At 58.4% G+C, this 25756-nt stretch carries 32 protein-coding genes; 9 read left to right on the top strand and 23 right to left on the bottom strand.

What is annotated here, in order from left to right; all coding sequences use genetic code 11:
- Window positions 1–44: 44 nt before the first annotated feature.
- Window positions 45–374 (bottom strand): hypothetical protein, encoded by a 330-nt coding sequence (locus tag WCX18_RS07070; RefSeq protein WP_345986931.1) that lies wholly within the window; start codon window positions 372–374, stop codon window positions 45–47.
- Between the two features lie 42 nt (window positions 375–416).
- Window positions 417–992 (bottom strand): methyltransferase domain-containing protein, encoded by a 576-nt coding sequence (locus tag WCX18_RS07065; RefSeq protein WP_345986930.1) that lies wholly within the window; start codon window positions 990–992, stop codon window positions 417–419.
- A gap of 178 nt (window positions 993–1170) precedes the next feature.
- Here WCX18_RS07065 and WCX18_RS07060 point away from each other — a divergent pair, with 178 nt between their 5' ends.
- Window positions 1171–1686 (top strand): hypothetical protein, encoded by a 516-nt coding sequence (locus tag WCX18_RS07060; protein WP_345986929.1) that lies wholly within the window; start codon window positions 1171–1173, stop codon window positions 1684–1686.
- Here WCX18_RS07060 and WCX18_RS07055 read toward each other — a convergent pair.
- Genes WCX18_RS07055 through WCX18_RS07005 form a run of 11 tightly spaced genes read right to left on the bottom strand, consistent with a single transcriptional unit; the run spans window position 1683 to window position 10400 of the window.
- Entirely contained in the window at window positions 1683–3137 is a 1455-nt protein-coding gene (locus tag WCX18_RS07055; protein WP_345986928.1) for a TrkH family potassium uptake protein, read from the bottom strand. The genes WCX18_RS07060 and WCX18_RS07055 overlap by 4 nt on opposite strands.
- A complete protein-coding gene (locus WCX18_RS07050; protein WP_345986927.1) occupies window positions 3119–4444 on the bottom strand; it encodes an NAD-binding protein in 1326 nt (441 codons plus the stop codon). The genes WCX18_RS07055 and WCX18_RS07050 overlap by 19 nt, the downstream gene beginning before the upstream one ends.
- Complete coding sequence (locus tag WCX18_RS07045) at window positions 4441–4575, bottom strand: hypothetical protein (protein ID WP_345986926.1); 135 nt, start codon at window positions 4573–4575, stop codon at window positions 4441–4443. Before WCX18_RS07045 ends, WCX18_RS07050 begins: the two co-directional genes overlap by 4 nt.
- A 9-nt stretch (window positions 4576–4584) precedes the next feature.
- Window positions 4585–4725 (bottom strand): hypothetical protein, encoded by a 141-nt coding sequence (locus WCX18_RS07040; RefSeq protein ID WP_345984425.1) that lies wholly within the window; start codon window positions 4723–4725, stop codon window positions 4585–4587.
- Window positions 4726–4769: 44 nt separating this feature from the next.
- Window positions 4770–5807: a coproporphyrinogen III oxidase gene (locus WCX18_RS07035; protein WP_345986925.1), complete on the bottom strand. Its 1038-nt coding sequence runs from the start codon at window positions 5805–5807 to the stop codon at window positions 4770–4772.
- 3 nt (window positions 5808–5810) lie between these two features.
- A complete protein-coding gene (locus WCX18_RS07030) occupies window positions 5811–6278 on the bottom strand; it encodes a hypothetical protein (RefSeq protein ID WP_345986924.1) in 468 nt (155 codons plus the stop codon).
- A 10-nt stretch (window positions 6279–6288) separates the two neighbouring features.
- Window positions 6289–7011 carry an acyl-ACP--UDP-N- acetylglucosamine O-acyltransferase gene (locus WCX18_RS07025; protein WP_345986923.1) on the bottom strand — a complete coding sequence of 241 codons (723 nt, stop codon included), beginning with the start codon at window positions 7009–7011 and terminating at the stop codon, window positions 6289–6291.
- Window positions 7008–7907 carry a Gfo/Idh/MocA family oxidoreductase gene (locus tag WCX18_RS07020; protein WP_345986922.1) on the bottom strand — a complete coding sequence of 300 codons (900 nt, stop codon included), beginning with the start codon at window positions 7905–7907 and terminating at the stop codon, window positions 7008–7010. The genes WCX18_RS07025 and WCX18_RS07020 overlap by 4 nt, the downstream gene beginning before the upstream one ends.
- Window positions 7904–9001: a DegT/DnrJ/EryC1/StrS family aminotransferase gene (locus WCX18_RS07015; protein WP_345986921.1), complete on the bottom strand. Its 1098-nt coding sequence runs from the start codon at window positions 8999–9001 to the stop codon at window positions 7904–7906. The genes WCX18_RS07020 and WCX18_RS07015 overlap by 4 nt, the downstream gene beginning before the upstream one ends.
- Window positions 8998–10050: a lipid-A-disaccharide synthase gene (gene lpxB, locus WCX18_RS07010; protein WP_345986920.1), complete on the bottom strand. Its 1053-nt coding sequence runs from the start codon at window positions 10048–10050 to the stop codon at window positions 8998–9000. Before lpxB ends, WCX18_RS07015 begins: the two co-directional genes overlap by 4 nt.
- Window positions 10047–10400 (bottom strand): cytochrome c, encoded by a 354-nt coding sequence (locus WCX18_RS07005; RefSeq protein ID WP_345986919.1) that lies wholly within the window; start codon window positions 10398–10400, stop codon window positions 10047–10049. The genes lpxB and WCX18_RS07005 overlap by 4 nt, the downstream gene beginning before the upstream one ends.
- A gap of 110 nt (window positions 10401–10510) precedes the next feature.
- Between WCX18_RS07005 and WCX18_RS07000 the strand changes: the two genes are divergently transcribed.
- The 4 genes from WCX18_RS07000 to WCX18_RS06985 all read left to right on the top strand — a co-directional run bounded on the left by WCX18_RS07000 (window position 10511) and on the right by WCX18_RS06985 (window position 14504).
- On the top strand, window positions 10511–11710 hold the full coding sequence (locus WCX18_RS07000; RefSeq protein WP_345986918.1) for a dihydroorotase: 1200 nt from the start codon (window positions 10511–10513) through the stop codon (window positions 11708–11710).
- A gap of 84 nt (window positions 11711–11794) precedes the next feature.
- Window positions 11795–12349, top strand: coding sequence for a DUF4382 domain-containing protein (locus tag WCX18_RS06995; protein WP_345986917.1), 555 nt, complete (start codon window positions 11795–11797; stop codon window positions 12347–12349).
- Between the two features lie 86 nt (window positions 12350–12435).
- Entirely contained in the window at window positions 12436–14208 is a 1773-nt protein-coding gene (locus WCX18_RS06990; RefSeq protein WP_345986916.1) for an ABC transporter ATP-binding protein, read from the top strand.
- An 83-nt stretch (window positions 14209–14291) separates the two neighbouring features.
- A complete protein-coding gene (locus tag WCX18_RS06985) occupies window positions 14292–14504 on the top strand; it encodes a DUF2892 domain-containing protein (RefSeq protein ID WP_345986915.1) in 213 nt (70 codons plus the stop codon).
- Window positions 14505–14623: 119 nt separating this feature from the next.
- Here the strand turns inward: WCX18_RS06985 and WCX18_RS06980 are convergent, their stop codons facing one another.
- Genes WCX18_RS06980 through dnaJ form a run of 3 tightly spaced genes read right to left on the bottom strand, consistent with a single transcriptional unit; the run spans window position 14624 to window position 16677 of the window.
- Window positions 14624–15223: a class I SAM-dependent methyltransferase gene (locus tag WCX18_RS06980; RefSeq protein ID WP_345986914.1), complete on the bottom strand. Its 600-nt coding sequence runs from the start codon at window positions 15221–15223 to the stop codon at window positions 14624–14626.
- Window positions 15224–15517 carry a chorismate mutase gene (locus WCX18_RS06975; protein ID WP_345986913.1) on the bottom strand — a complete coding sequence of 98 codons (294 nt, stop codon included), beginning with the start codon at window positions 15515–15517 and terminating at the stop codon, window positions 15224–15226.
- Between the two features lie 41 nt (window positions 15518–15558).
- Window positions 15559–16677 carry a molecular chaperone DnaJ gene (dnaJ, locus tag WCX18_RS06970; RefSeq protein WP_345986912.1) on the bottom strand — a complete coding sequence of 373 codons (1119 nt, stop codon included), beginning with the start codon at window positions 16675–16677 and terminating at the stop codon, window positions 15559–15561.
- Window positions 16678–16818: 141 nt separating this feature from the next.
- On the opposite strand from dnaJ, the gene WCX18_RS06965 reads away from it, so the two are divergent.
- Together WCX18_RS06965 and WCX18_RS06960 are read left to right on the top strand one after the other, a co-directional pair.
- Window positions 16819–17871, top strand: a complete 1053-nt coding sequence (locus tag WCX18_RS06965; protein WP_345986911.1) for an MltA domain-containing protein — start codon at window positions 16819–16821, stop codon at window positions 17869–17871.
- 7 nt (window positions 17872–17878) lie between these two features.
- Window positions 17879–18832 (top strand): class I SAM-dependent methyltransferase, encoded by a 954-nt coding sequence (locus tag WCX18_RS06960; RefSeq protein WP_345986910.1) that lies wholly within the window; start codon window positions 17879–17881, stop codon window positions 18830–18832.
- 60 nt (window positions 18833–18892) lie between these two features.
- On the opposite strand, the gene WCX18_RS06955 is transcribed toward WCX18_RS06960, so the two are convergent.
- From WCX18_RS06955 to WCX18_RS06930, 6 genes are all read right to left on the bottom strand, one after another.
- Window positions 18893–19321: a hypothetical protein gene (locus tag WCX18_RS06955; protein WP_345986909.1), complete on the bottom strand. Its 429-nt coding sequence runs from the start codon at window positions 19319–19321 to the stop codon at window positions 18893–18895.
- 71 nt (window positions 19322–19392) lie between these two features.
- Window positions 19393–19818 carry a hypothetical protein gene (locus WCX18_RS06950; RefSeq protein WP_345986908.1) on the bottom strand — a complete coding sequence of 142 codons (426 nt, stop codon included), beginning with the start codon at window positions 19816–19818 and terminating at the stop codon, window positions 19393–19395.
- 94 nt (window positions 19819–19912) lie between these two features.
- Window positions 19913–20449 carry a hypothetical protein gene (locus WCX18_RS06945; protein WP_345986907.1) on the bottom strand — a complete coding sequence of 179 codons (537 nt, stop codon included), beginning with the start codon at window positions 20447–20449 and terminating at the stop codon, window positions 19913–19915.
- 11 nt (window positions 20450–20460) lie between these two features.
- A complete protein-coding gene (locus WCX18_RS06940) occupies window positions 20461–20820 on the bottom strand; it encodes a hypothetical protein (RefSeq protein ID WP_345986906.1) in 360 nt (119 codons plus the stop codon).
- Window positions 20821–20912: 92 nt separating this feature from the next.
- Window positions 20913–21113: a hypothetical protein gene (locus WCX18_RS06935; protein WP_345986905.1), complete on the bottom strand. Its 201-nt coding sequence runs from the start codon at window positions 21111–21113 to the stop codon at window positions 20913–20915.
- Window positions 21114–21372: 259 nt separating this feature from the next.
- Window positions 21373–22044, bottom strand: a complete 672-nt coding sequence (locus WCX18_RS06930; RefSeq protein WP_345986904.1) for a class I SAM-dependent methyltransferase — start codon at window positions 22042–22044, stop codon at window positions 21373–21375.
- 144 nt (window positions 22045–22188) lie between these two features.
- Between WCX18_RS06930 and recR the strand changes: the two genes are divergently transcribed.
- Both recR and WCX18_RS06920 read left to right on the top strand, forming a co-directional pair.
- Window positions 22189–22758, top strand: a complete 570-nt coding sequence (gene recR / locus WCX18_RS06925) for a recombination mediator RecR (RefSeq protein WP_231018133.1) — start codon at window positions 22189–22191, stop codon at window positions 22756–22758.
- Between the two features lie 6 nt (window positions 22759–22764).
- Window positions 22765–24294, top strand: coding sequence for an AAA family ATPase (locus WCX18_RS06920; RefSeq protein ID WP_345986903.1), 1530 nt, complete (start codon window positions 22765–22767; stop codon window positions 24292–24294).
- A gap of 5 nt (window positions 24295–24299) precedes the next feature.
- Here the strand turns inward: WCX18_RS06920 and WCX18_RS06915 are convergent, their stop codons facing one another.
- The gene (locus WCX18_RS06915; protein WP_345986902.1) at window positions 24300–25643 is read right to left on the bottom strand and encodes a hypothetical protein; all 1344 of its coding nucleotides are present in this window, start codon (window positions 25641–25643) and stop codon (window positions 24300–24302) included.
- Between the last annotated feature and the right edge of the window lie 113 nt (window positions 25644–25756).

Raw genomic sequence — 25756 nt, 5'->3', positions numbered from 1 at the left:
GATATTTTTCTTTTTGATTGTTGGAATGATCGGTTGGAAAAAAATCAGAGGTGCGGCGGGTGTACCCCGGTGCGTCGGAAGCTGTAGAATCGGCAGTTGCAGTTACAGGCGGATTTTTTGCGGCACGCGCGCAGGGTCAGGAAGGTTCGGCGTCTAAAGTAACAGTCGCAGTGGCAGGGTTTGTCGTTGGCGAAGCAAGCGAGGGCTTCGAGGGGCTCTTCCGGCGGGTCCTCGTCGCTTTCGCGGTCACGCTGCAGGGCGGTTGCATAGGTTTCAAGGCAGTCGCGCAGGGCGTTCTGCGCGGGCGCGACGCTGTGCGCCTGGATGGAAGCGAGGGTAAAGTAGCGCTTGCCGAAACCTCTGGGTGCTCTCAAAAACCTCTCCTCTTCCAAAAATGTTGCCGCATTATACAGTCATCAATCTTTGCGTACGGCGATGGCCTGCTTCTTCATACGGTATTTCTCGTACGGTTCGTTCCAGAACTCTTTGTACTCGAGCACGGTAAAACCCTCGCCGAAGAGTGATTTGAGCTCCTCCTTCTGGAGCAGGAAGTCGGGGTTGGAGTCGGGTTTTTCGTTGCCTTCGTCGGCCATGTAGGTCTCCACGACCATGATGCCGCCGGGTCTCAGCGCCGCTTTCGCACGCCCGATCAGGTCGCGGTCAAGGAAGTTCGTCTTCACGATCATGTCGTAGGCTCCCGCGTCGGGGACGAAGGTGTCGAGGTCCGCCTCGATCAGGTTGATGTGCCCGAGGTCCGCTTTTTCACGCAGCGCCGCGAGGGCGACGGTCGAGATGTCCACGGCATCGACCGTAAAACCCCTGTCGGCCAGATAGAGGCTGTGGCGTCCGCCGCCGCAGGCGAGGTCGAGGGCCCTCGCTCCGGGGGCTTCGGCGGCGTGTTTGCTGACCAGCTCGCTCGGCGGCCTGCGTTCGAGCAGCCCCTCCATCTCGGTGTACTTCTTATCCCATTTCTCTTTGTCTTTTTGTGCCAATGTTTCTCCTTGTCGTATGATCTCTGCAGTGCCGGGTATGCAGAAACGATGCGACCGATTATAGTCCCAAACGGCTGATGATACGATGTCCGGTGGTGTATACGGTCAGCGCGGCAGCGGCAGCTTAATCACCCCCTCAAGCCGCTTTGTCTATACTGGGTACCGATAAAGGAGCAGCATGGAACGGGTGAGAATCGGGGAGAATCATAAAACGAAGACGGTCTGGAAGACGGTCCCGGGAACGGTACTGATCTACCTGCCGATCCTGGTCGCCGTCCCTTTTGCCGTCCTGGCGGTGCTGCTGGTGCGCTGGCACCTCCGGATCATGGGGGCGGAGCACCTGAAATCCTTCCGGGATTTCGTGCCGGAGTGGGCCAGCCACCGCTATACGCGGCAGGACCAGATCATCTTTACCACGGAGACGGCGTGGTGGCAGTTCGCCCGCTACCGCTTCTTCTGGATCTTCAACTGCAAGCTCTACTGCCCGCTGAGCGTGGCGCTGTTCAGCTACCTGGCCTACCTGGTAAAGGTGGTGGAGAACTGGTGGTGTCCCTTCGGGCACGATAAAAAGCCCCTTTATAAAGACGCGGCCATCGATCAGTCATTCTGGCACATCTACCCGGACGAAAAAGCGAAGCTCCACCCTGACGACCGGGAAAACCCCATCTGGAACGAATCGTCCCGGGAAAACTAGTAGCGTTTCCAGAAACTCCGGGTAAACAGCAGCACGACCGTATAGAACTCCAGCCTGCCGATGATCATGGCGGCCGAGAGCAGGAGCTTGTCCGCGTCGGAGTAGAAGTGGAAATTCTGCGACGGCCCGATGAGCGCGAAGCCCGGCCCGATGTTGCTGACGCAGGCGACGGCGGTGCTGATGGAGGTCATGGGGTCGTAGCCGCGGACAAAGAGGTAGAGAGAGACCAGGACATTGGTCGCGATAAAGAGCACGAGGAAACCGCTGACCCTGCCGATGATCTCGCTGCCGACGCGTTCGCGGTCGATGAAGATGCCGATGACGGCGCTGGGCTGCAGGATCTGCTTCAGCTGGGCTCTGAGGTTTTTGAAAAGGACGACAAAGCGGATGGTCTTCATCCCCCCGGCCGTCGAACCGGCGTTGCCGCCGAGCAGCATGGCGATCAGCAGCAGCGCCACGGGCGCCGCGCCCCACAGCTCATAATCGAGCGTCGTGAACCCGGTGGTCGTCAGCAGCGACGCGACGGTAAAGAAGGCGTGGGTCGCACTGTAGCCAAACCCGTCGCTGCCGTTAAGCAGATGCAGCGCGGTCAGCAGCACGGAGAAAAGCAGAAAGATCCCGAGATACCACCGCACCTCTTCGCTGCGCCATCCGCTGAAATCGCCCCGCAGCGCTTTGAGGTGTACGAGGAAGTTGATCCCCGAGATGATCATAAAAAGGGTGGTGGTCCAGAGGATGAAAGGCGCATCGTTCCAGTACCCCATCGAGAGGTCCCGGGTCGAAAAGCCGCCCGTGGCAATCGTGGAGAAGGCGTGGTTGACGGCATCGAAAAAGCCCATCCCGCCCGCAAGGAGCAGCAGGGTGTTCGCACTTGTAAAAAGGAAGTAGATCCCCCAGAGCCACAGGGCGGTATCTCTGATCTTGGGCGTCGCTTTTTCCAGCTGAATCCCGGTGGACTCCGCCCGGAACATCGTGAGCGATCCCGTGGGGTTGATCAGGGAGAAGAGCCCCACGCCCAGGACGATGATCCCCATGCCGCCGAGCCAGTGCATCAGGCTGCGCAGCATCAGGATACTTTTGGGCAGCTGCTCGATCTGCGTGTAGATCGTCGCACCCGTCGTCGTAAAGCCGCTGATGGCCTCGAAAAAGGCGCCGCTCGGGGTCACGTCGGTGTAGAGGTAGAGCGGGATGGCGCCGCCGATGCCCAGGAGCAGCCAGATGAGATTGACCGAGAAGATGGCCCCCTTGACCGTCATCTGCATCCGGCGGCGGGCCAGGGCGCCGAAGATCGCGGCATTGAAGAGGAAAAAGAGCAGGTCGAAGAGGATGAAGGATTTCATATCCTCGCCGTACCAGAGCCCCGTCGCGATCGGGATCAGGAAAAAGAGCGCCAGCCCGGTGCCGATACTGCTGATGAATTTGGCGCTGTTGATCAGAGTGTGTATATCCACCGCTTCATCGCCTCCTCATTTTCGGCATCAAGAAATACGAACAGAACGTCCTCCTCGTGCAGTTGCAATTTTGCGACCCACGGCAGGAGGAGGTTGTCTCTGAGCAGAAAACTTCTGCAGCGCTTCGGGTCCGGCGGCGGGAGCATCTTCTCGAGCATCGGCGAGTCGGAAAAGATCTTGCGCGAATAGATGATCCCCCTGCCGCCGCAGTAGTGGCGTTCGGAGATGATGGAGCTCGACCCGATCGCCTCGAGGATGGCGTAATAGGCACTCGATTTCGGGCCGCGCATCGGGATGATGCCGAGCGAATGCATCAGGCCGTAGCGCTCAATATCGTTGTTGATGGCGACCGTGCGCGGGATGCCGTGTTCTTTGGCCTCGAGGCAGCGGATGATGTTCTCCTCGTCCTCTTCGCTCGTAAAGATGGCCATATCGGCACGGCCGGCATGCTCATTGTCGAAGAGGGTGTGTTCGATGTAGTGGCTGTTGATCACCGACGCATGCTCCTGCAGCAGTTCGGAAGCGCGTTCGCATTTCTCGAGATGCTTGTCGATGATCTTGAGCTTGATCCCCCGCGGGATCAGCGCCTTGGCGATCTCAAGTCCCAGCAGCCCCGCATCGAAGATGGCGACGCGGCTGATGCGGTCGGGGACGGCGGGGTTGAGCCGGGCGCAGTAGGCGCGGATGGTGTCGGGATCCCCGAAGAAGTAGACGAGGTCGCCCCGGTAGAGCACGCTCTCCGCATCGGGCAGGGTGAAGTGCTTGGCACGCTCCAGGCCGACGACGACGCAGGTTTCATGGACAAACTCCGCGACGGGGATGCCCGTCTCCGGTGCGCTTTCGACGTAGACGGAGACCATCTGAAAAGGCGAATAGATAAAGGATTTGACGTTGTTTGCCTGCGGGTAGTCCAGCAGGGCGCTGATGGAGCGGGCCGCGGAGGAGAAGGGGAAAACGGCGCTGCTGATGCCGAGTTTCCCGGCAATGGTGCTGTCGGCGAAGTAGGGGTTCTTGAGACGGATGATCTTGGTATCGGCATCGATGAAATCCCCGGCAATGAGGGTGGAGAGTATGTTCGCTTCGTCGCTGTCGGTCACCGCGATGAATATGTCGAACCGGCGGTTTTTCAGGGGAAGGTAGGTGTCGGGGTTCTCGATGTTGCCCGCGATGGTGAAGACGTCGATGCTCTCCTGGAGCTGCTGCAGCGCCGCGGCCCGCTGGTCGATGATGGTGACGTTGTGGCGGTGTGAAAGGGTGCTGGCGAGGCGGTAGCCGACCCGTCCGGCCCCGGCGATGATGATATTCACGGTCTGTCCTTGGGGTGTTTTTTATTCAGATAGGCTGCATACACAAGCAAAAGGAGTGCGGCGGCCAAAAGGCCGGCAAAACCGGGAAGGATGATCGTTTCAAAAAGGGCGGCGGCATCGGGGTTCTGCATCGATAGAGCCTAATCGTCGCCGCGCTGTTTTTCCAGGTACCAGGCGAAGGCGACAAGGCAGATGATGACCCCGGCCCAGACCATAAAGCCCGGAAGGGCGGCGGTGTTGAGGTGGCCGGCACTGTCCGGCGGAAGGTTTGCTGGTCCCATGGGTGACTCCTTAGGGCTTCTCTTCAGACCATTATAGCCGGATACTAGCGGTGGTTCTCCACGGTCGGCGGGACGACAACGCTGTCGGCCTGCATGGAAAGGGCCTCCGGATGGGCTTTGTAATGGGCGCGTACCGCTGCGGCAAGGCGCGCCTTGACCGGTTCGTCGACCAGGACGATCTCCTCGTCGGGGAGGGCGTCGATGAGCGCCTGGAGGAGTGCGTCCTGCGGGGCGGTCATCTTCGGCAGCCAGCTCTGCAGCAGCGTTCTGTCGACGAACTCGGGGATGGAGCCCATAATGCCGACATCGTTCTGGTCATGGATCAGCAGGCCGGAGGTCGTGCCGCGGTCGAGGGTGAGAACCTGGAAAAAGTAGAGCGTGTGGTAGGCGAGCTGTTCGGCGACATCCTCTTCGCTCACCTCCGTCCGCTTGGCGAGGGCGTCCGAGATAATGGAGACGTAAACGTCGATCACCTGCTCGGCAAAATACTTCGCAAAACCGTAGTCCGTCCCGAAATCGCCGCTGTTGTAGTGCTCCAGGTAGAAGTGCGCGACGCCGCGGTGGCGTCCCAGGGCGGGGATACGGAAGTAGCGGTCTCCCTGCTCCGCGCCTTTATCGAAAAGGTCGGGGGTGATGAAGTTGAGGTGCTCGATAAAGCGGTGCTGATCCTCTTCGTAGAAGATGGAGGGGTTCAGGTCCGCCATGATGCGCCAGTAGCCGTTCCCGTCCTTCATACGGGTGTAGCTGATGTGCATGTGGATAGAGGGGACATGGGGGTTGCGCGGGTGGATGATGGTCGAGATGGCGCTGGCGGCGTCGAGCTTCTTCTGGGGCATATCCTCGTAATGTACCTGGGAGACGTTGACAGAGGCGCGGTTGAAGAGGCGCTCGTCGCGCCCCTCGTAGCGCATCCCGCCGCCGTGGCGCCCTTCGTCGCGGAACCACTCCACCGCTTCAAAAGGGACGTTCGCACCGAAGATCTGGCTGAGGCCGTTGAGACGGTTGACAAAATAGAGCTGCAGGTTCTCCATCAGGGCGATCGCCGCCTCGGACTCCGCCGTTTTCGAGTAGATACGTTCCATGACTTATGCCTCCTTGAGCGCTTTTTTGATCAGTCCCGTCGAGGCGAAAAAGAGCAGTTCGAACAGGGGGTTGATGCGCGCCGTCTTCGCGTCGGGGGCGTCGACGGCCTTAAAGGTGAAGGGCTCCCCCTCCTTTGGCGTGATGGTGAAGGTGACGGGGAAAAGGGTGCGGATGGCGTTCTGCTCTTTTTTCGAGCCCTTTTCCAGGATGTTTTCCATCGTGTCGTGCTTCTTGATCATCTGTGCGACGGTGACGATCTTGTCGGCAAAGAGGACCTTATCCCAGCTGACCTTGCCCTGCTCGAAGTGAAACGATGCCGTCTTGTTCTGCAGTGGCGACGGTTTCATGCCGAGGATCGTCTCGGCCAGGCCGAGCAGGCGTCCGGTGCCGCCCAGGGCTTCGGCGCAGGTGTTCAGGTTTTCGCGGATCGCGGAAAGGGTTTCAGTGTCGTAGGTGTTGAATTTCAGCATGTTTTTCTCCTCAGGCGCAGCGGTGTGCGGCGATAAAGCCGGTAAAACGTTTGGCCTGCGGGTTATCGAGGGCTTCGGTCATTTCGGCGGCAGCGAGGGGATCGAACTGCTTGTGCAGCTGCCGGAAGCAGCGGCGCACGCTTTCGATATCTTCGCGGTCCTCAAAGCGGCGCCGCATCCCGATCAGGTTGAGGCCGCGGACGGTGGCGGGGTTGCCTTCGACGAGGCAGAAGGGCGGGACGTCGTACCGGAGGTTCGACGCACCACCGACCATGACGCCCGTGCCGATGGTACAGCCCGCCGCAACGGTGCTGAGCCCGCCGACGATGACGCGCTCCTCGCAGCGGCTCTTCTCCTGCATCGTCACGGCGTTGGTAAGGATGCAGTTGGCCCCGAGGGAGACCCCGGGAAAGAGCTGGACGTAGGCCATGATGAAGTTCTCTTCGCCGATGCTCACGGCGTCGGCCGTGTCGTTCTGGGTCGCGATCTGGCAGAACTCGCGCACAAAGGTACCACGCCCCAGGGTCACGGGGGCGAGGCCGTTGCCGATCTTGACAAAGGAGAAGAGGCGTACGCCCTTTTCGAGGGTGACGGGCCCTTCAAGCACGACGTGCGCTTCAAGCCGAGCGCCCGCCCCGATGACGCTCTCGGCGCCGATATGGCAGAAAGGCCCGATCTGGGCGTCCGGGGCGATCTGGGCACCCGGAGCGATGACGGCGGTAGGATGGATCATGCTTCGGTTGCCACCTGCAGGGTAATGATACTGTCCTCGATCGTGGCCAGCGAGCCGCGCTCGCCCGTTTCAAGGTAGGTGACGAAGGCCTCGACCTCTTTGAGGAGCGGTTCGTCCTTCTTGATGTGGCAGCCGCGCACGACGTAGGAGTTGTTGACGTGGAAGTTCGAATACTCCGTGAGGTTCTGCGTGATCAGGTCCGCCTCGAAGTAGGCGTCCTTGCAGGCGACCTCGATGGTGCGTTTTTTGAACGGTGTGAGCCAGTTGGTGAGGATCTCGGCGACAATGGCGTCTTCAAGCTCGAAGCTCAGGACCGCGTTGTCCTCGTGGTGGTTGTGGATCTTGCGGGATTTGAAGATGTTCTTCTCCAGGATGTTGCGGTGGGTGATGAAGCGCATCAGGTCGATGTCGTGCACGGAGAGGTCCGTGAGGACGCCGACGTCGGCGATACGCGGCGGGAAGGGGCCGACGCGGGTGATGGACATCGTATAGATCTCCTTGCCTTTGAGCTCCTCTTTGAGCGCCTGGACGACGGGGTTGAAACGTTCGACGTGGCCGACGCAGCTTTTAAGCCCCGCCTCTTTGACCGCCTTGGCGATCAGTTTCGCGTCCTCGATGGTCGAGGCCGCCGGCTTTTCGATAAAGACATGCACCCCGCGCTCGATACACTTGAGCGCGACCTCTTTGTGCAGGAAGGTCGGCACGACGATGATGGCGGCATCGGGCTTGGCGGTGTCGAGCATCTCGTCGACGTCGGTGAAGAAGGGCTCGGCGAAGTCGCCGTTTTTCACGACGTCGCAGAGGGCTACGATCTGCACCTTCTCGCCGAGGGCATGGAGGATGCGGTAGTGGTTGCGGCCCATGGAACCCAGGCCGATCAGGGCGATCTTGATCATGCGTTTTCCTCCAGGGCCTTCACGATGAAGTCCTGCTGCTCAGCGGTGAGGTAGGGGCTCATCGGCAGGGACATGATCTCTTCGCTGACGCGTTCGGAGACGGGGAAGTCGCCGGCCTTATGGCCCAGGGACGCGAACGCCTCCTGCAGGTGCAGCGGCATGGGGTAGTGGACGGCCGTCGGGACGCCTTTGGCGTTCAGGGCCGCGGCGACGGCTTCGCGGTTCTTGACGCGGACGGAGTACTGCGCGTAGACGCTGGTGCGGTCTTCCATGACGGCAGGGGTGACGACGTTCGAACCGGCCAGCTTTTCGCTGTAGGCCGCACCGATGCGCATACGCGCTTCGACTTCGCCGTCGAAGTGGGCCAGTTTGACGTTGAGCACCGCCGCCTGAATGGCGTCGAGACGGCCGTTGATACCGATGTAGCGGTGCTTGTAGCGCTCGTTCTGACCGTGGTTGAGCAGCATGCGGATCTTCTCAGCCAGGGCATCGTCGTTCGTGAAGACGGCGCCGCCGTCCCCGTACGCGCCCAGCGGTTTGGACGGGAAGAAGGAGGTACAGCCGATCGTGGAGAGGTTGCAGGACTTTTTGCCCTTGTACTCGGCCCCGAAGCTCTGGCAGGCGTCCTCGATAACGGGGAGGCCGTGTTTGGCGGCGATGGCGTTGACCGCGTCCATGTCGGCGCACTGGCCGTAGAGCGAGACGGGGATGATTGCCTTCGTGCGTTCGGTGATGGCATCCTCGATCAAAGCGGCATCGATGTTGTAGGTCGTCTCGTCGATGTCGACGAAGACGGCTTTGGCGCCGAGGAAGGCGATGACTTCGGCCGTGGCAATGAAGGTGAACGGGGTGGTGATGACCTCGTCCCCGGCCTTGATGTCGAGGGCCATGAGCGCCAGCAGCAGGGCGTCCGTGCCGCTGCTGCAGCCGATGGCGTGCGCCGCGCCGGTGTAGGCGGCGAGGTCGCTCTCAAGCTTCTGCAGTTTCGGTCCGCCGATGAACTGGGCCGATGCCATGACCTCGCCGACTTCGCGGTCGATCTCCTCTTTGTATGCCTGATACTGCGCCTGCAGATCGATAAAATTGATTTTCATTCCTGTTCACCTTCGATAAGATGTGCCACACGAGCGCTGCTGCCGTGCTCAAGGTACGCCCTGAGCGCTTTGGAGTCTTCGAGGAACGCCTGCCGGTCAAGGGCCTGCATCGCCTCCAGAAGCGCTTCCGCCGTGACGGCGTCCTGGATCAGCTCCGGGTGCAGCGGCCGCCCTTTGAAGCGGGAGAACATGATGTTCGCCAGGCCGATGTAGTCGAGTTTGACGAGCGTTTTTGCGATCAGGTAGTCCAGCGGTTTCGCCACGTAGGCGAGGACGAACGGGGTACCGATCAGCGAAGCTTCCAGGGTCGCCGTCCCGCTGCAGATGAAGGCGAAGTCGCTCTCATAGAGTGCTGCATGCGCATCGTGTGCCACAATAAACGGTGATAGGTTACCGTAAAGATCATTCAGCTCTTCTTTCGCAAAATGCTTCGGCACGACAAGCACCGCTTCGGCATCGAGACGCGCGCGCAGTTCCCGGAAAAGCGGCATCAGGCGGCGGATCTCGCTTTTGCGGCTGCCGGGCATGAATACGACGCGTTTGACGGTCGGCGCGCTGTCGGTTTTGAAGTGCGCGATCTCGTCGAGCAGGGGGTGGCCGACGTACTCGATGGGGGCGTCCGGGCTGTAGTACTCCTTCTCAAAGGGAAGGATGGAAGCGAGCCGGTCGATCGTGCGCTCCAGTACGGGGATGCGCTTTTGCTTCCACGCCCAGGCCTGCGGGAGGATGTAGTAGATGATCTCCTTCTCCGGGTAGCGCTTCTTGATCTTTTTGGCCAGGGGGAGGTTGAAGCCCGATGAGTCCATCAGCAGCACCTTGTCGGCCCCGGCGGCGAGCTCAACCATCTCGTCGGCGAGTTTGAAGAAGTAGCGCAGCTTTTTGAGCGCATCGACGAAGCCCATGATGGCCAGGGAGCGGAGGTCGACGAGGGGCTCACCCAGGGAGCTGTCGAAGATGCCGATCAGCTCGACGTCGTCGCTCAGTTCGGCTTTGAGGGCTTTCAAGTGGACATTGGCCGAGTGTTCGAGGGCGGAGACGAGCAGCTTCATGATCCGCCGTCTCCCCACTGCTGGAAGGCCGGGTCGTAGCGTTCCGTCTGGGCGTCGTGGAAGTCGTGCAGGAAGGTGGTGATGGCATCGATGTCCGCGTCGCTGAGCGGCGATGCAAAGCCGATCATCATCTCCTGCATCGGGGTGTCGGCGATCCCTTTGCGGAAGGTCTGGAGCTTATAGGCCAGGAACCCCTTGGCCCGGTTGGCGAGAGAGGGGTAGTTGCCGGTCCCCTCCGCGCGGGAGCCGTGGCAGTTGTTGCAGCCGTTTTGAAAGTAGAGGGTTCTGCCCCGCTCGTAGCCCTCATCGCTTTTTTTCGCCGCGCATGCACCGGCTGCGAGAAGAATCAAAAGAAAAAAACGCACTCTAACCCCTGCCTTATTGGTTTTGCAATACAATGTCGACATTATAGCATCCGGGCCTTCCTGCGCGCTTGCGGGGCCCGGGAGTGAGGACGGGCATGATTTTTGAAAACGTGACGATTTGCGACTGCAGCGGCGAACGGGTCGCTTGCGTACGCATCGAGGAGGGGCGTATCGCCGAGATCGCCGAACAGATTGCCGGGGACGAGCGTGTCGACGCCTCCGGAAAGATCCTGCTGCCGGCGCTCGTCGATACGAACGTCCGTCTCAAGGACGGCCGCCTGACGGGCCGCCACCTGCTCGACCTGGCCAAGGCGGCGCGCAAAGGCGGTGTCGGGACGGTCGTGCTCTCCCCCGACTCGACCCCCGCGGTCGACGATGCGATCTCCCTGGAGTTCGTCCAGAACCAGCGTGACGGATGCGAAGGGGCGCGGATCGAAACGGCCATCGCCGCGACGATCGACGACGAGCGTTTCAGCAACATCGCCATCCTGCTCAAACGCGGCGCGGTCGCACCCTATATGACGACCTCCATCTCCAACCACCTGGCCGTGCGGGTCGCCGAGTACGTCAAGATGTTCGGCGGGACGCTCTTCTGCCGCGCCTTCGACCGCAACCTCTCCGCCAACGGGGTGATGAACGAGGGGGCAGTGGCCCAGCGCCTGGGCCTGGTCGGCATCCCCGCGCTCGGCGAACCGGTCCACGTCGCACGGATGATCGAGATCGCCCGGGAGTTCGGGATCGCCATCGTCTTCAAAAGCATCGCTTCCCCGCGCTCCATCGAGATGATCTCCGCCGCAAAACGCGAAGGTGTGGATGTCCGCTGCGAGGTGAGCCTGCACCACCTTCTCAAAAGCGACGAGGCGTGCGAAGGGTTCAATACCGTCGCCAAGCTCGACCCGCCGCTGCAGTCCGAAAGCGACGTGCTGAAGCTGCGCGAGGCGTTCGAGGCGGGGGCGGTGGATATGCTGACCCTGCTGCACCAGCCGAACTCGCCGGTCAACAAAGAGGTCGCCTTCGCCGACGCGGCTTACGGCTGCGAGAGCATCTCCGATGCGCTGCCGCTGCTCTATACGAAACTCGTCGCCTCGGGCTGGATCAGCTGGGAGCGGCTGGTGACGCTCTGCGTCCGCGAACCGGCCCGTTCCATCGGACGCGATGCCGGTACGATCGGCGTGGGCACGACCGATGTGGTCCTTTTCGACCCGCAGCCGGTCCGCATGCTCGAAGACCGTCAATCGCTCTATGACGGCGAAACCCTTCATGGAACGGTCGTCGAACGCTTTCATAACGCCTGAAAAGCCCCTAAAACAGGGGCTTTCGGCCGGTAACTTTTCTGGGGTATAATAGCAGGATACAGTAATATTACTAAGGAGCCTGCAATGAAACGTTTCTATGCAAGTATCGCCGCAGCAGCACTGCTGACGGCCGGGATTGCCGGATGCGGCGGGAGCTCATCCGGCAGCGGTGTGCTCAACGTCGGCCTGACAGATGCCCCCGCCGAGTTTGAAGCCGTCTATGTGACAATCGACAAAGTGATGGTGCACCGTTCGGACGAGTCCAACGAGTCCAACTCCACCTGGCTGACCGTGGCGGATGTCAACGGTACCTACGACCTGCTGAAACTGCGCGACGGCAATGTCTCGATGATCGGCGTCGCGAACATCCCGGCGGCCAAGTATACGCAGATGCGTCTGGTTCTCCAGTATGACAGCAATGACTCGACGGTTCACCCGTACGGCAACTATGTCGTCATCGGCGGTGTTCCCAGCGAACTGACGGTACCGAGTATGGTCATCAAAGAGAGCCACAACTTCATCATGGCGCCGGACGGCAACATGACGATGACGGTCGACTTCGATGCGAACAAGTCGATCCACTCCACCGGCAGTGACAAGTGGATACTTAAACCGGTGCTTCACATCGATACGAAGTAACCGCTTCAACCTTTCGCCCGGGTAAACGCGGGGGCGTTCTCCCCCCGCTTTACGTTTTCCACACCCTTCCTGGTCTATAATCCCCCATGCAAGAAATGACATGGCGCACCCTGCTGCGCGACACCAAACCTTTTCGTAGACGGATCGCATTGGGGCAGACGGTCGCGGTACTTGCCGTCGCGATCTCCCTGCCGGTCCCGCTGCTCTTCCCGCTGCTGGTCGACCAGGTACTGCTCGAAAAGCCGGCCCAGCTGACGGGCCTTATCGACACGCTGTTCGCCCCCGGGGAGCCGTGGGGCTACATCGTCGTGGTGCTGCTGACGACGCTCTTTCTGCGCATGCTCTTCGTCGTCGCCAACGTCTTCCAGTCCCGCCTCTTCACCATCATCTCCAAGCATCTCGTCTTTACGATCCGGCGGCGCATCCTGGAACACCTTCGCCATGTCTCCGTCTCCGAGTACGAAGCCCTCGGCGGGGGCGGCGTCAGCGCGCGGCTCGTAACGGACATTGACACGGTCGACGCTTTCATCGGGGTGAGCATCGGGCGCTTTTTCGTCTCTGCGCTCTCGCTGATCGGCGTAGCGCTGGTGCTGCTCTATATCAACTGGCAGCTCGCGCTCATCATCTTGTTGCTCAATCCCGCCGTCGTCGCGCTGACGACCTGGCTGGGCAAGAAGGTGCGGAGGCTCAAAAAGACGGAGAACCAGAAGATCGAGCGGTTCCAGAACCGCCTCTCCGAAACCCTGGACCTCTTTGTGCAGATCCGTACCTACAACCAGGAGCGGCGCTACATCGACAGCATGATCGAGGATGCGAAGGGGATCAAGAACGCCTCGACGCAGTTCGGCTGGAAGAGCGAGGCGGCGGGGCAGCTCTCTTCGCTGCTCTTTCTGAGCGGGTTCGAGTTTTTCCGCGCGGCGTCGATGCTGATGGTGCTCTTCTCATCACTCTCCATCGGGGAGATGTTCGCCGTGCTCGGTTACCTCTGGTTCATGGTGACCCCGCTTCAGGATATGCTGCAGATCATCTTCTCCTACCAGAACGCCACGGCGGCGCTGGAGCGGCTCAACGCGCTGCTGCGGCTGGAGAAGGAGCCCAAGTACCCCCATGAGCACAACCCCTTCGACGGGAAGGCGACGAACAGTATCTCCGTGGAGCACCTCAGTTTCGGCTACGGCGAGAAAAAGGTGCTGCACGATATCACGATGACGGTCGAAGCGGGCAGGACCGTCGCGCTCCTGGGCCACAGCGGCAGCGGCAAAACGACCCTGGCGCAGCTGGTCCTGGGGCTGTACGCCCCGCAGGAGGGGAGCATCTGTATCGACGGCATCCCGACCGAGCAGATCGGGCTCGATGTCATCCGTGACCATGTCGCCCTCGTGCTGCAGACGCCGAAGATGTTCAACGATACCCTGCGCCAGAACCTGACCCTGGGCCGGGACATCCCCGACGAAAAGCTCTTCGACGCCCTGCATGTCGCCCAGCTCGATGACGTCGTGGCGAAGCTCACAGAAGGGCTGGAAACGATGATCGGCAAGGACGGCATACGGCTCTCCGGCGGCGAACGCCAGCGGCTCGCCATTGCGCGGATGCTGCTGCACGACCCGAGCGTCGTCATTCTCGACGAATCGACCTCGGCCCTGGACGTGCAGACGGAGAGCCACCTTTTCACCTCGCTGCGCGACTACCTCAAGGGCAAAACGACCCTGATCATCGCCCACCGCCTCAGTACCGTCGAACATGCGGACTATGTCTATTTCCTCGACCGCGGCCGCATCGTGGAGGCGGGGACGCCGGAGGAGCTGCTGCGGCGCGAAGGGTTCTACCAGCGCTTCGTGCAGAAACAGCTGACGCACTGAGAGTTTGGTGACTTAGGTTACTGACGGCAGTTCCCCGATTTGTATATACTCTATGCCATCCAAGTTTTATACCCAAGGAGAATATGATGTGTGTCAATATGGGAACCGTCGATAAGGTTATCCGAATTATTCTGGGCATCGCCCTGATCGCCTATGGGCTTGTGGCGCCGAACTACATCGTTGCCGTGATCGGGCTGGTGCCGCTGCTGACGGGCGTGTTCGGCGTCTGTCCGCTCTACATCCCGCTGAAGCTCAATACTGGCTGCAAGCACGAAGAGAAGAAAGAAGAGGAGTGATCAGCGCGCTTCATCTGCGCGCGGGCTTGCCGCCGAGGCATGTAGTGAATCGGAATTCCGCAGGTACGAGGACAAACCCAGTGTTAACGTAGATATCCGGGCTTTGCTCGGATGTCGTTTTATGCTTTATAAGCAGAAAATAGGAAGACCGGATAGTTCCTGTCCGGTTTCTCAATCGTCAGCGCGGTCGTGAAGGCCGCGTTCACAAACCCGCATTTTTCCGCCATCCCTTTTAACGTCTCTCTGTCAAAACCGAAATGGAAGACCCCGTCATTGCCGTGGGAGTGGAAGCTGCCGTCCTCTTTGTCGAGGTCCGCGACGGCGATGAAGCCGCCGGGGTTGAGGTGCTCATAAAGGGTCTTGAGGAACCCTTCGGTGTCTTCGACGTGGTGCATCGCCATGGAGCTGATGATGCCGTCGAAGGTTTCGCTCAGCGGCATCTGCGTGATATCGCAGCAGGCGGTTTTGATCTGGTGCTCCGGGGTGCTTTTGCTCTGCAGCACTTCGAGCATCTTTTCGGAGGTGTCGACGGCAGTAACGGAGCCGACGTGGGGGGCGACGCGGTAGGTGAGCAGTCCCGTCCCCGCGCCGAAGTCTAGCAGTGACATCTCTGAGTTCAGGGCAATGGTGTTGATGACGGCATCGGCAGTATGCGCCGCGATCTGCTGGCGCAGGTCACCCTTGTCCCAGTCGGCGGCAGCGGCGTCGAAACGGGACATTTACAGGTCCTTGGCGTTGCGCAGTTCGGAGATTTCCGTTTCGACCATCTCGTTGATCATCATCGTGTAGAGGTCGGCGACGAGGTTGGGGGAGAGGTCGAGATCGAGGGCTTTGCGGCGCAGGCGCTGGATCACGGCATCGATGCGCTCGGGCGCCTTGACTTCGTCGATGGTGTTCTTGAAGCGGGCGGCCTGTTTGATGTAGTTGTTGCGTTTGGCGATGAGTTCGACGATCTGGTCGTCGAGTTTGTCGATCTCTTCACGGACTTCTGCGAGGGAGTTGCACGCTTTCATAGGGCGCTCCTGTGGTGATTATAGAGGTATTTTACCGCCCCTTATTTAAACCACCCTTTGACCTTTTCAAAGGCCGATTCGAAGACGCTCTCGTGGGGTTTCGATTCGATGCCGAAGCTCTCCTGCAGCTGTTCGAGCAGGTCTTTCTGGCCGTCGTTCAGTTTTTTCGGGTAGACGAGCTTGACCTGGGCGATCAGGTTGCCCTTGCCGTGGCCGTGGACGTCCTCGATCCCCTCGTTGCGGAAGCGGTACTGCTGTTTGTCGCGGGTCCCCTGGTCGAGTTCGAGCTCGATCTCGCCGGTCAGCGACGGGATGGTGATGGTCTCGCCGAGGATCGCCTGGGTGAAGAAGACGGGGACTTCGACGTAGACGTCGTTGCCGTGGCGCTGGAAGGTCTCGTCGTGCTCGACCTGGAAGGTGACGTAGAGGTCGCCGCGGTTGCCGCGCTTCCCGACGTTGCCCTTGCCGGAGACGCGCAGGCGGTTGTCGCTGTCGACACCCGCGGGGACTTTGATGGTCACGGTCTCTTCGACCTCCTCGAAGCCCGCACCGTGGCACTCGGGGCAGGGCTCGCCCGGCATCGTGCCCGCGCCGTGGCAGACCGGACAGGTCTGGGAGAAGGTCATGAAGCCCTGGCGCATATAGACCTGGCCCTTGCCGCCGCACTGCTTACACGGCGCGAGCTTGCCGTTCTTGGCGCCTGTGCCGTCGCACATCGCGCACGCCTTTTTGTAACTGAAGCTGATCTCTTTGTCGCAGCCGAAAACCGCCTCTTTGAAGCTGAGAGTGATCTCCACGCCGAGGTCGAGGGGGTATTTGTCCATGTCCGCCGGGTTCTGGCGCGAGCGGCGCCCGCCGCCGAACATCTCTTCGAAGATCTCGCCCAGGTCCTCAAACCCGCCGAAGCCGCCGCGTCCGCCGCCGGCGCCCATGCCCTCTAGCCCCTGTTTGCCGTAGCGGTCGTAGATGCCCCGTTTTTCGTCGTCGCTGAGGACCTGGTAGGCCTCGTTACAGAGCTTGAATTTGTGTTCCGCTTCCGGGTCGTCCGGGTTGGCGTCGGGATGGTACTTCTTTGCCATTTTGCGATAGGCTTTCTTGATCTCGGTTTTTTCAGCGCTCTGGCTGATCTCCAAAATTTCGTAATAGCTCATCTCTTCCATACAAATCCCTTGTTATACTGTTTTTTTTGATCGGCACAATGAAGTGCCCCGAAAAAATTTTCGGAATTATACCATCTTGAGTGGAGTCTTATAAAGTTGTACATATTTCATACCAATTTTCTTTTCATTTTTCTGCTCCTTTTGACCGGCTGTGCGCAGAAGGAAACACACCTGAACCTGAACGGCGAAGCGGACAGCAGCGGCGTTTTCGTCTCTTTCGACACGCTGCCGCAGTGGGACGAGCAGCGGGCCGAGGCGGGGCTGGCCGTTTTCAAAAAACAGTGCGCTTTGAACAAGCTGCCTGCCTTGCAGCCGCTCTGCGCCGAGGCGGAAAAGAGCAACGACCCCCAAGCCTTTTTTGAAGCAAACTTCCGCCCCTTTATGCTGATAGAAAATGGGGAAAGCGAAGGGCTGATGACGGGCTACTACGAACCGCTCCTGCATGGTTCTTCAAAGCAGAGTGCCGCTTACCCCTATCCGCTCTATGCCCCGCCGAGGGATCTGCTGCGCATCGAACTCGCCTCGCTCTATCCCGACCTGACCCATCGCTACCTGCGCGGCAGGCTTGAAGGAAACCGCGTGGTGCCTTACCCTTCCCGGGCGCAGATCAACGCCGGGGACGTTGATGCGCGGCCGCTGTGCTATGTCAGCAGCGACATCGACCGCTTCTTTCTCCACGTCCAGGGCTCCGGGCGTGTCCTGCTCGACGACAACACGACCCTCTACATCGGCCACACCGACCGCAACGGCCACCCCTACCACTCCATCGGGAAGCTGATGGTGCAGGAGGGGCTCATTCCCAAAGCGCAGATCTCCCTGCAGACGATCCGCGCCTACCTTCGCAGCCACCCGCAAGAGAAGAAACGCATTCTGGAGTCTAATCCCAGCTACATCTTCTTCGGCCTGCGCACGCAGGGGGCGACGGGCACCCTCGGCACTGAGCTGACCCCAATGCACTCCGTCGCCGTCGACCGCACCCGCATCCCGCTGGGCTACCCCGTTTACGTCGACGCCGTCGAACCCCTCGGCGGCAAGCCATTGCAGCTCCTGGCCATGGCGCAGGATACGGGCAGCGCCATAAAAGGGCAGGTACGCGCTGACCTCTTCTGGGGCTATGGCGAACACGCCGAAGCCGAAGCAGGCCGGATGAAGTCGCCGCTGCGCCTCTGGCTGCTTGTGCCGAAAGCTGAGTAGGGAGCAGATGCTGACGTTTACGACCGAACCGATGGCGGAGATCCTGCCTCTGCTCGAAGCGCAGTTGGCGCAGCTCAACGCAGGGGAGAACATAGAGTTCTCCGTCCTCGACCCCGACCTTGGCGCGGGCAATTATGCCGGAGCGACTATTACCGTTGAAGGTGTAGAGTACCTCTACAGAGGCTACAAGGCATGGACCGACCTTGCGGAGCTTCTGCTCTGCCGGATGATGACCCCTGCGAGTCTCGAAAACGGCACTGTCCGCCTGCGTTTTATGAAACTCGACACAGGCGCATCCTTCCACAGAGAAGAGGTAGAGGAGAAGACGGAGAAGTACGGCTCGGCCTCGCCCTTCGCGGCCATCAACAAGAACGAGGAACCGGCCTTTCTCTGGGCTTACCGTCATTCGTTAGAGCGGGTCAAAATAGGGCAGCGGAAACGGGTGCTTAACCTCGGCATCAACAGCGGGGAGGAGTTCGAGCTGATCCGCCGGATTCTTGGCGACAGTTTTAGCGATATGGAGCTGGTCGGGGTGGACCATTCGGCGACGGCCATCGCCGAAGCACAGGCAAAGTTTCCCGAGCCAAATGTGACCTTCCACGTCCACGACATCAACGACCTCGACAGCCTCGAATTGGGCCGTTTCGACCTCATAATGAGCATAGGAACCCTGCAGAGCCCCGGCGTGGAGTTCAAGCCGCTCTTTATGTCCTTGATACAGAACTACCTAGCTCCCGGCGGCAGCGTCATCCTCGGCTTCCCCAACAGCCGCTGGACAGACGGAGAACTTATCTACGGCGCCAAAGCACCCAACTATGCATTCTCGGAACAGTCGCTGCTCTACAAAGACGTCTATTTTTGCAAGAAATACTTGCAGCAGAAGAAGTTCCGGGTGACGCTGACCGGAAAACCCTATCTCTTTTTGAGTGCGACGGTGTTTGAATCGAGTCGGCAAGCGTAACGTTTAAAATGACCAATCAAAAAGCCGCCTGCGGGTTTTTGATTGGTCTCCACTGATTTGTTATGCATATTCACGTGCCTTTAAATGCTTCTCCATTGCATAAATACTAGTTGCGTTCATTATGACAAGGATGAGTAAGTCAAGTAGATAGATTAGTGGTCCTGGATCGTCAACGTATCCTGCTATAGCTACGAATAATGCTACTCCGGTTGAACTTAGTGTACTTATTGTGTTAGTACTCATTCTGGTATAGCGAGTGAACATGTATGCTGATAATAGAAAAAATGGAAGACTGATTAATGCTAAAGTCGACTGAGCTATAAAGTACACAGCAAATGATCCAAGGTAAATGAGCTCAAGCTCTTTTAGCATTTTGACTGTCCATGTTATTACATCTAAGGGATAGAAAATACCTGCCAAAGCAATGACCGCAAAGCTATTCAAAAGTCCAGTAAGCAATAGAAGTAGATAAAGAAGATACTTTTTCATTCTTAGCCTAACGTTTAAAATGAGCAATCAAAAAGCCGCCCGCGGGTGTTTGATTAGTCTCCTCTGATTTGTTATATGGAATTTTCACGCTCAGCAGCCGAGTCATTAGCTTCTTCTCTGTCGGCTATCTTCTTCAACTTTGCTTCGACGATGCGTTCCTGCGCTTCCCAAACTTTAGGTGCCGCATATCCTGCAATTATTGACAAAGCAATGATCTTCGCGACAGTTGCAGCGGAAGGTTGGATGGAGCCAATAAAGTACAACCCTAAAACAATGCCAAGGATGCCACCTAGAACCATCCTAAGATATAGCCACGTACCACGTAATTCTTGAAGCTCCTTGGATGCTATCTTCATGTCATCTTCGTTTGTAGGCGGTCCCTCAAGATCAATACTCTTAACTATAGCCTGTGCCAGGCTACCAATAACAGCGCCGATTGGGCAACCGACAAGAAGAGCGATGTCATATGATGTCAGTCCGAGACTTTCAAGAATCATTCAAGTGTCCTTCTGTATAACGTTTAAAATGAGCAATCAAAAAGCCGCCCGCGGGTTTTTGATTGGTCTCCTGTGATTTGTTATCTTATGACGATTATCCATTACTTGTGAGATTGTCTTCATCAGATGATTTTCTTTCAGGATTTAGCTGTACAGAAAAGAAGGAAATCGAACCGCCAAACCCAAGTTTATGTTCATATGTAAAGTCTATTTCCCCGTGTAAATCATCCAGATTGGTTATTGGGAAGATCAGCTCTGCCTTTTGGTTTGGTCCGATTTTATAGTTGCCATCATACCGAACAGTCTCTGCATTGAATTTTTTTACGTATTCTTTTGTTTCAGTGTCATCGCTATCTTCAAATGCCATTGCTTCTTGATGAAAGCCATTAGGAGCAGATAATCCCAAACTGTCATGCACATCTCTGGATACTTTGATGCCTGTAATAACAGTGTTATGTTCATTGTTTTGAATTTGAATAGTCAATTGATTGGCTTGTATTGGTAACTTTAGAGTTCCGGAAACCTTTTTGCCTGAATTTGATGTTGCTATGACAATGGGCTTGTTTTGAATGACGAAGTGCCAAATAAAGTATCCAACCAGGACTAATAAAATAATTCCGACATATTTCATAATTCGATTTCCTATTTCGTTCTTAGGGCTGCAAGTTTGACACGCATATCTTCATCCGGCTCTTTGTTCGGTTTATATCCAATAGACTGTAATACATTTGGAAAAATTGCTTTGTAGGACTCTGAAGCAAAAACTCTATCTCTAAGAATGGTAGATTCCAAACCATCCAGGAGCTTGTTTTTCAGATATGTCATATCTTCACCTCTGCGCACAAGTTCCTCGATTGATTTGAACCAAAACCTGTATTGATTCTCATCTTCCAGTGTTTCATACAATTTTTCTGTTGGCACATTTTTCAGGCTTTCGAATTTTTTGGCCAAAAAATAAAGTGCAGTCAGTACAACCACAATACCTATTCCCCATGCAAGCATCTATACTCCTTTTTAAGATAACGTTTAAAATGAGCAATCAAAAAGCCGCCCGCGGGTTTTTGATTGGTCTCCTTTGATTTGTTATCTCGCATTTAAATACAACATTCCGGGTATGTGTCATAAAAACTTTGCAATGCTGCTGTACCATAGATATATGGGTAAGGACTGTTACTTTTAATATCCTTTTTTTGTTCTTCAATAATATTTAAAAATATATCACTAGCCAAACAATACTTACTGCCATCATCATCTGTTATTTCAACATATGAACAATTAATACATTCTATTTTCATACTTTTTCTCTTTCACGATAACTATTAATTAGTTTACATTTTAGTGTACTATAGAACTTTTTTGGTTAGAAAAACCTGCAAAAAGAATAACAATATGCAATATATTAAACTGTTTGGTGTGCTGTAATGCAAAAATGGATGTATGACTATTATCGATATCCGGTGATAGATTAACAAGATGTAGGTCTATTGGCACAATTCGGTGTTAATCATACATTGGAGAGTGGAAAATCCGAGAACTCGGTGCGGAGTTGCTCGGCTAGAGCGGTTTTCGGTAGGTAGCAAAGAAGTGCGGCACCGGCGGGGGCTGGTCATCGTCGTAGGCGACGAAACTCTCCTCGTTCAGGCCTGCGCGGACGAAGCCGCCTATCTCGTCTTTGTCGAGGGGGAGGGGGATTGCTTCTTCCTGTTCCCCGGCCAGGCGGCTGCGGCAGGAGACGAGGATGGTGCCGCCGGGGGCCATGAGCGAGACCATGGCGTCGCGGGCCATGATGCGGTACTTGCCCGGCAGCACCTGGATGGTGTTGCATTCGTAGACGACGTCGTAGGCTCCTCTCCACGCTTCTGGGTAGTCGAACAGGTCGGCGATGAGGTACTCCACTTTGCTGTCGGGGTAGCGGTTTTTGCAGAGCGCGATGGCGCTGGGGGCGATGTCGAAGGCGGTGACGTCGTAGCCGTAGGCGGAGAGCTCTTCGGCGTCGTCACCGACCCCGCAGCCGACGGCAATGGCCCGCTGCTTTTCCCCCGGTGCGAGGGGGTGCGCTTTGAGCCAGCCGGTCAGGTAGGGGTTGGGGGCGAGGTCGGCCCAGAAGACGGCGGTGTGGTCGCCGTCGGCGCTGCTGTAGATGCTGTCGAACCACCCCAGCGGGTCGTCGCGCTCCTGGTAGGAACGGACCATCTGCCGGTAAGCTTCGGGGTCAAACTCTGCCATCGCGCTACTCCTTTTGCTACTGCAATCCCTTATTCTAGGCCGGAACAGGTAAAGGTTTTCTATCATCGCCGTTCCCGGCGAAATTGCTGAAAAATCTTTCAGGCGGCAGCGCCCACCGGGGCGGCTTTACGCTAAAATAGCGCTATGAAACACAGCCTTGAGAAGTTTACGCGCCTTGTCGACGCCCTGCAGGAGCTCCCGACCGTGGGACAGAAGTCGGCGACCCGCCTGGCCTACCACATGCTGATGCACGACAGCTTCGGGGCGATGAAGATTGCCCACGCCATCGAGGATGCCGTCGGCAGCATCAAAAAGTGCCGCTCCTGCGGGGGGATGAGCGAGGATGAGCTCTGCGGCGTCTGCTCCGACGAGGGGCGCGACGTGTCGCTGCTGTGCATCGTCGAGAACGCAAAGGACATTCTCACCATCGAGGAGAACGGGCTTTTCGGCGGCCGCTACTACGTCCTCGACGCTCTCGACCGCCTCGATATCGACCACCTGCGCGCCACGGCGGGCAGCGGCGTCGAGGAGATCATCTTTGCGCTGACGCCCTCCATCGCCACTGACGCCGTCATCCTTTACATCGAGGACAAGTTGCAGGGGATGGACGTGCGGTTCACGCGGATCGCCCAGGGGGTCCCGACGGGCGTGAGCCTGGAGAACATCGACATGCTCTCCCTCGCCCGGGCCCTCGAAGACCGCGTCAAGGTCTAGGCAAAAATGACCGAGCGCGACCACGACCGGCTGGTGCGCAACCTGCTTCGGCTGCTGGGGCAGCCGGAATCCTCCCTTATCCAGACCCACATCTCCAGCGTCATCATCGCCAAAGACGTCGTTTACAAGCTGAAAAAACCCGTCGATTTCGGTTTCCTGGACTACTCCACCCTCGAGCGCCGCAAGCATTTCTGCCAGGAGGAGGTGCGCATCAACGGCCGTTACGCCCCGCTGCTCTACCTGGGGGTCGTCGCCGTCACGGGCAGTGTCGAGGCACCGGAGCTGGACGGGGAGGGCGCGGCCATAGAGTACGCCGTCAAGATGCGCCGCTTCGACGCCGGGGCCCAGCTCGACAATATCGCTTCTGCGCAGGGACTCACCGGCGAAGAGTGCGACGCCGTCGCCGACACGGCCGCCGCCATGCACGACGGCGCGCCCGTTGTCGATCCTGACAGCGACTACGGTACGCCCGCGAGGGTTGTCATGCCGATGCAGGAGAACTTCGACCTCATGGCCTCCCTGCACCGCGACGGCGACCTGGCCGCGGACGTCGCGGCGCTGGAGCAGTGGACGCGGGCGGAGCATGCACGCCTGACCCTGCTGTTGCAGCGCCGGCGCGATGATGGCTTCGTGCGCGAAGTCCACGGGGACATGCACCTGCACAACATGGCGCTCTTCGAGGGCAGGCCCATGCTCTTCGACGCCATCGAGTTCAACCCCTACCTCAACCACATCGACGTCATCAGCGACCTCGCTTTTTTGCTGATGGATCTGGAGTACAGGGGACTCGCCCGGCAGAGCCGCCGCATCCTCAACCGCTACCTTGAACATACGGGCGACTACGCCGCCGTGGCCCTTCTGCCCTTTTACAAGACCTACCGGGCCATGGTGCGGGCGAAAGTGCTTGCCCTTCATGCCGCTCAGGACATTGCGGAGGAGGCGCGCGAAAGGGTCGTCGACGAAGTGCGGGCCTATATCGCACTGGCAAAAAGCTACGGGGAGAAGAATCATCCTTTTCTGATGATCATGCACGGCGTATCCGCTTCGGGCAAGAGCACCCTGGCCCTGGAAGCCGTCGAGGCCTTCGGCGCGCTGCGCCTGCGCTCGGACATCGAGCGGATGCGCCTTTTCCGCAGCGAAGGGGAAGAAGTCGACATCTACACGGCAGAGGCAACGGCGGCGACCTACGGCAGGCTCGAAATGCTTGCTGCAACACTGTTGGAAGCGGGCTGCAGCGCCGTCGCCGACGCGACCTTCCTCGCGCCGGAACAGCGCGAGCCCTTTGCCGAACTGGCCGCGCGTATGGGCGTGCCATTTGTCATTTTGGACATCGAATGCAGTGGAGAGGAACTTCTGCGCCGTATTCGGATACGCAGCGAGAAGGGCAATGACGTCTCCGAAGCGGACGAAGCGGTCCTTGCCATGCAGCAGAGCAGGGTCAAGCCGCTCTCACAGCCTGAGCAGGCGTACCGATTTGTCCTGCAGTGCGACGCGCCGCTGCCGGTGAAGGCGCTGGCGGCGTTTATAGGAGCGTAAAAAGCTTAGGGCTTGGAGATCCGGTAGGAGACCTGCCACGTTTTGGTCTCGCCCGCTTTCAGCGTCGGCGAGAAGCGGAGGGTGTAGCCGTCGCGGCGCTCGTAGGAGAGCGTGCTTTTTATTGTCGTTTTGCTGTCCGAGGAGACGCCGGGGACAAGGACATCGACGCGCTTGGCAGCGTCGGAGCGGTTGGAGAGGCGGTAGGAGACGGTAAGGTCCCAGTAGAGACCTTCGTCCTGGCGCGTCACCAGCGTGCTCTTGGCGACGAGGTCGAAGTTTGTTCCCAGGCGCAGGGTGACCGTCTCGTCTTTGGGGGTGTTGTCCAGCGCGCTCTCGCCCAGCAGGATGGTCGTGCCGTCCGTTTCGGCGTAGGTGCGCACCGTGCCTGCGGGCAGCGGGATGTCGAAGCCTTCGAGGTCGACGAACTGGCTGACGGGTCGTTTCAGCTCCGCGCCGCTCTGCAGCGGGGAGGGCATGGTCACCTCATAGCGACGTTTGAGCGCATGCGACGGCCGGTCGATAAAGCGTATCTGCGTCTTCTCATTGTCGGCGAGGGTTACCTTGAAGGGGACGCTGTAGAGATGGTACCCCTCGACGGCCTGTTCTGCCACCGGCGCCGCCGCAGCTTCCATCATCACCTTGCCGACATAGAGACGCGGCTGGGCGGCTCGGTTGATCTCCCCCGCGAGCAGGTGCAGCTTCGTGTTCTCGAAACGTTTGCCCGAGCGGTTGTCGACGGTGATCCATCCCGTCAGGTCCCCTTTGTCGCCGTCCAGGGTGAGGGTGTAGTCGCTCTTCCACTGGATGCTGCCTATGAGGTAGTCCAGCGCCATCTCGCCCCGGATCGGTTTGGAGGCCTCGACGTTCCAGACGAGGGAGGGCTTCATGATGAGCGTGTCGGGGATGGCGTCGAAGATGAAATCCTCGTTGCGTATCCCGCTCTCGATGCCGCGGTCGGTCTGCACGACGGCGGGCGATGCCGCCAGGAGCGTCCCGCCGCCTATCTCCGGTTTCTCCTTACCGCCTGTTTTAAACCGGACACGCTTGCCGATATTGGCCTCGATGATCTTGGCGAGGGTGATCTTGTCGAAGCGGTACTGCTGCGAATAGAGCGTTACGCCCTCCGGTAGCCGTACGCTGACGGCGTCGGTCTGCACCGTCGTTGCCACGCCGGGGTAGACGACGCTCTGTTTTCCCTTCTCGACGCTGAGCTGCCGTTTTTCATGCACCAGCCCGATGCCGGCGTTGTAGATGACGAGGGAAGTCTCTGTCGAAGAGGGCGAAAGGGTGGCGGCAAAGAGGAGGGGGGAGGCAAACAGCGACAGAAGAAGCGGGCGGATCGGGTGCATGGCGGCTCCTTGAAAAGCGGGAAATTGTTTCCTGTCAGTGTAGCAGTTTTTTGTAATGTATCGTCACGCGGCATGGAACCGTATGTAAATCGAGACGATAAGGCGTTATTTGG

This window comes from Sulfurimonas sp. HSL1-2 (assembly GCF_039645565.1).
GTDB classification, from domain to species: Bacteria; Campylobacterota; Campylobacteria; order Campylobacterales; family Sulfurimonadaceae; genus Thiomicrolovo; species Thiomicrolovo zhangzhouensis.
This window is presented reverse-complemented; position numbering and strand designations above follow the sequence as displayed.

What these genes read in the sequence shown, in the direction of transcription:
- WCX18_RS07060 (WP_345986929.1), top strand. Translation starts at nt 1,171, where the DNA reads ATGGAACGGGTGAGAATCGGGGAGAATCATAAAACGAAGACGGTCTGG.
- WCX18_RS07045 (WP_345986926.1), bottom strand. Translation starts at nt 4,575, where the DNA reads ATGCAGAACCCCGATGCCGCCGCCCTTTTTGAAACGATCATCCTTCCC.
- WCX18_RS07040 (WP_345984425.1), bottom strand. Translation starts at nt 4,725, where the DNA reads ATGGGACCAGCAAACCTTCCGCCGGACAGTGCCGGCCACCTCAACACC.
- WCX18_RS07035 (WP_345986925.1), bottom strand. Translation starts at nt 5,807, where the DNA reads ATGGAACGTATCTACTCGAAAACGGCGGAGTCCGAGGCGGCGATCGCC.
- WCX18_RS07030 (WP_345986924.1), bottom strand. Translation starts at nt 6,278, where the DNA reads ATGCTGAAATTCAACACCTACGACACTGAAACCCTTTCCGCGATCCGC.
- WCX18_RS07025 (WP_345986923.1), bottom strand. Translation starts at nt 7,011, where the DNA reads ATGATCCATCCTACCGCCGTCATCGCTCCGGGTGCCCAGATCGCCCCG.
- WCX18_RS07020 (WP_345986922.1), bottom strand. Translation starts at nt 7,907, where the DNA reads ATGATCAAGATCGCCCTGATCGGCCTGGGTTCCATGGGCCGCAACCAC.
- WCX18_RS07015 (WP_345986921.1), bottom strand. Translation starts at nt 9,001, where the DNA reads ATGAAAATCAATTTTATCGATCTGCAGGCGCAGTATCAGGCATACAAA.
- lpxB (WP_345986920.1), bottom strand. Translation starts at nt 10,050, where the DNA reads ATGAAGCTGCTCGTCTCCGCCCTCGAACACTCGGCCAATGTCCACTTG.
- WCX18_RS07000 (WP_345986918.1), top strand. Translation starts at nt 10,511, where the DNA reads ATGATTTTTGAAAACGTGACGATTTGCGACTGCAGCGGCGAACGGGTC.
- WCX18_RS06995 (WP_345986917.1), top strand. Translation starts at nt 11,795, where the DNA reads ATGAAACGTTTCTATGCAAGTATCGCCGCAGCAGCACTGCTGACGGCC.
- WCX18_RS06990 (WP_345986916.1), top strand. Translation starts at nt 12,436, where the DNA reads ATGCAAGAAATGACATGGCGCACCCTGCTGCGCGACACCAAACCTTTT.
- WCX18_RS06985 (WP_345986915.1), top strand. Translation starts at nt 14,292, where the DNA reads ATGATGTGTGTCAATATGGGAACCGTCGATAAGGTTATCCGAATTATT.
- WCX18_RS06980 (WP_345986914.1), bottom strand. Translation starts at nt 15,223, where the DNA reads ATGTCCCGTTTCGACGCCGCTGCCGCCGACTGGGACAAGGGTGACCTG.
- WCX18_RS06975 (WP_345986913.1), bottom strand. Translation starts at nt 15,517, where the DNA reads ATGAAAGCGTGCAACTCCCTCGCAGAAGTCCGTGAAGAGATCGACAAA.
- dnaJ (WP_345986912.1), bottom strand. Translation starts at nt 16,677, where the DNA reads ATGGAAGAGATGAGCTATTACGAAATTTTGGAGATCAGCCAGAGCGCT.
- WCX18_RS06960 (WP_345986910.1), top strand. Translation starts at nt 17,879, where the DNA reads ATGCTGACGTTTACGACCGAACCGATGGCGGAGATCCTGCCTCTGCTC.
- WCX18_RS06955 (WP_345986909.1), bottom strand. Translation starts at nt 19,321, where the DNA reads ATGAAAAAGTATCTTCTTTATCTACTTCTATTGCTTACTGGACTTTTG.
- WCX18_RS06950 (WP_345986908.1), bottom strand. Translation starts at nt 19,818, where the DNA reads ATGATTCTTGAAAGTCTCGGACTGACATCATATGACATCGCTCTTCTT.
- WCX18_RS06945 (WP_345986907.1), bottom strand. Translation starts at nt 20,449, where the DNA reads ATGAAATATGTCGGAATTATTTTATTAGTCCTGGTTGGATACTTTATT.
- WCX18_RS06940 (WP_345986906.1), bottom strand. Translation starts at nt 20,820, where the DNA reads ATGCTTGCATGGGGAATAGGTATTGTGGTTGTACTGACTGCACTTTAT.
- WCX18_RS06935 (WP_345986905.1), bottom strand. Translation starts at nt 21,113, where the DNA reads ATGAAAATAGAATGTATTAATTGTTCATATGTTGAAATAACAGATGAT.
- WCX18_RS06930 (WP_345986904.1), bottom strand. Translation starts at nt 22,044, where the DNA reads ATGGCAGAGTTTGACCCCGAAGCTTACCGGCAGATGGTCCGTTCCTAC.
- recR (WP_231018133.1), top strand. Translation starts at nt 22,189, where the DNA reads ATGAAACACAGCCTTGAGAAGTTTACGCGCCTTGTCGACGCCCTGCAG.
- WCX18_RS06920 (WP_345986903.1), top strand. Translation starts at nt 22,765, where the DNA reads ATGACCGAGCGCGACCACGACCGGCTGGTGCGCAACCTGCTTCGGCTG.
- WCX18_RS06915 (WP_345986902.1), bottom strand. Translation starts at nt 25,643, where the DNA reads ATGCACCCGATCCGCCCGCTTCTTCTGTCGCTGTTTGCCTCCCCCCTC.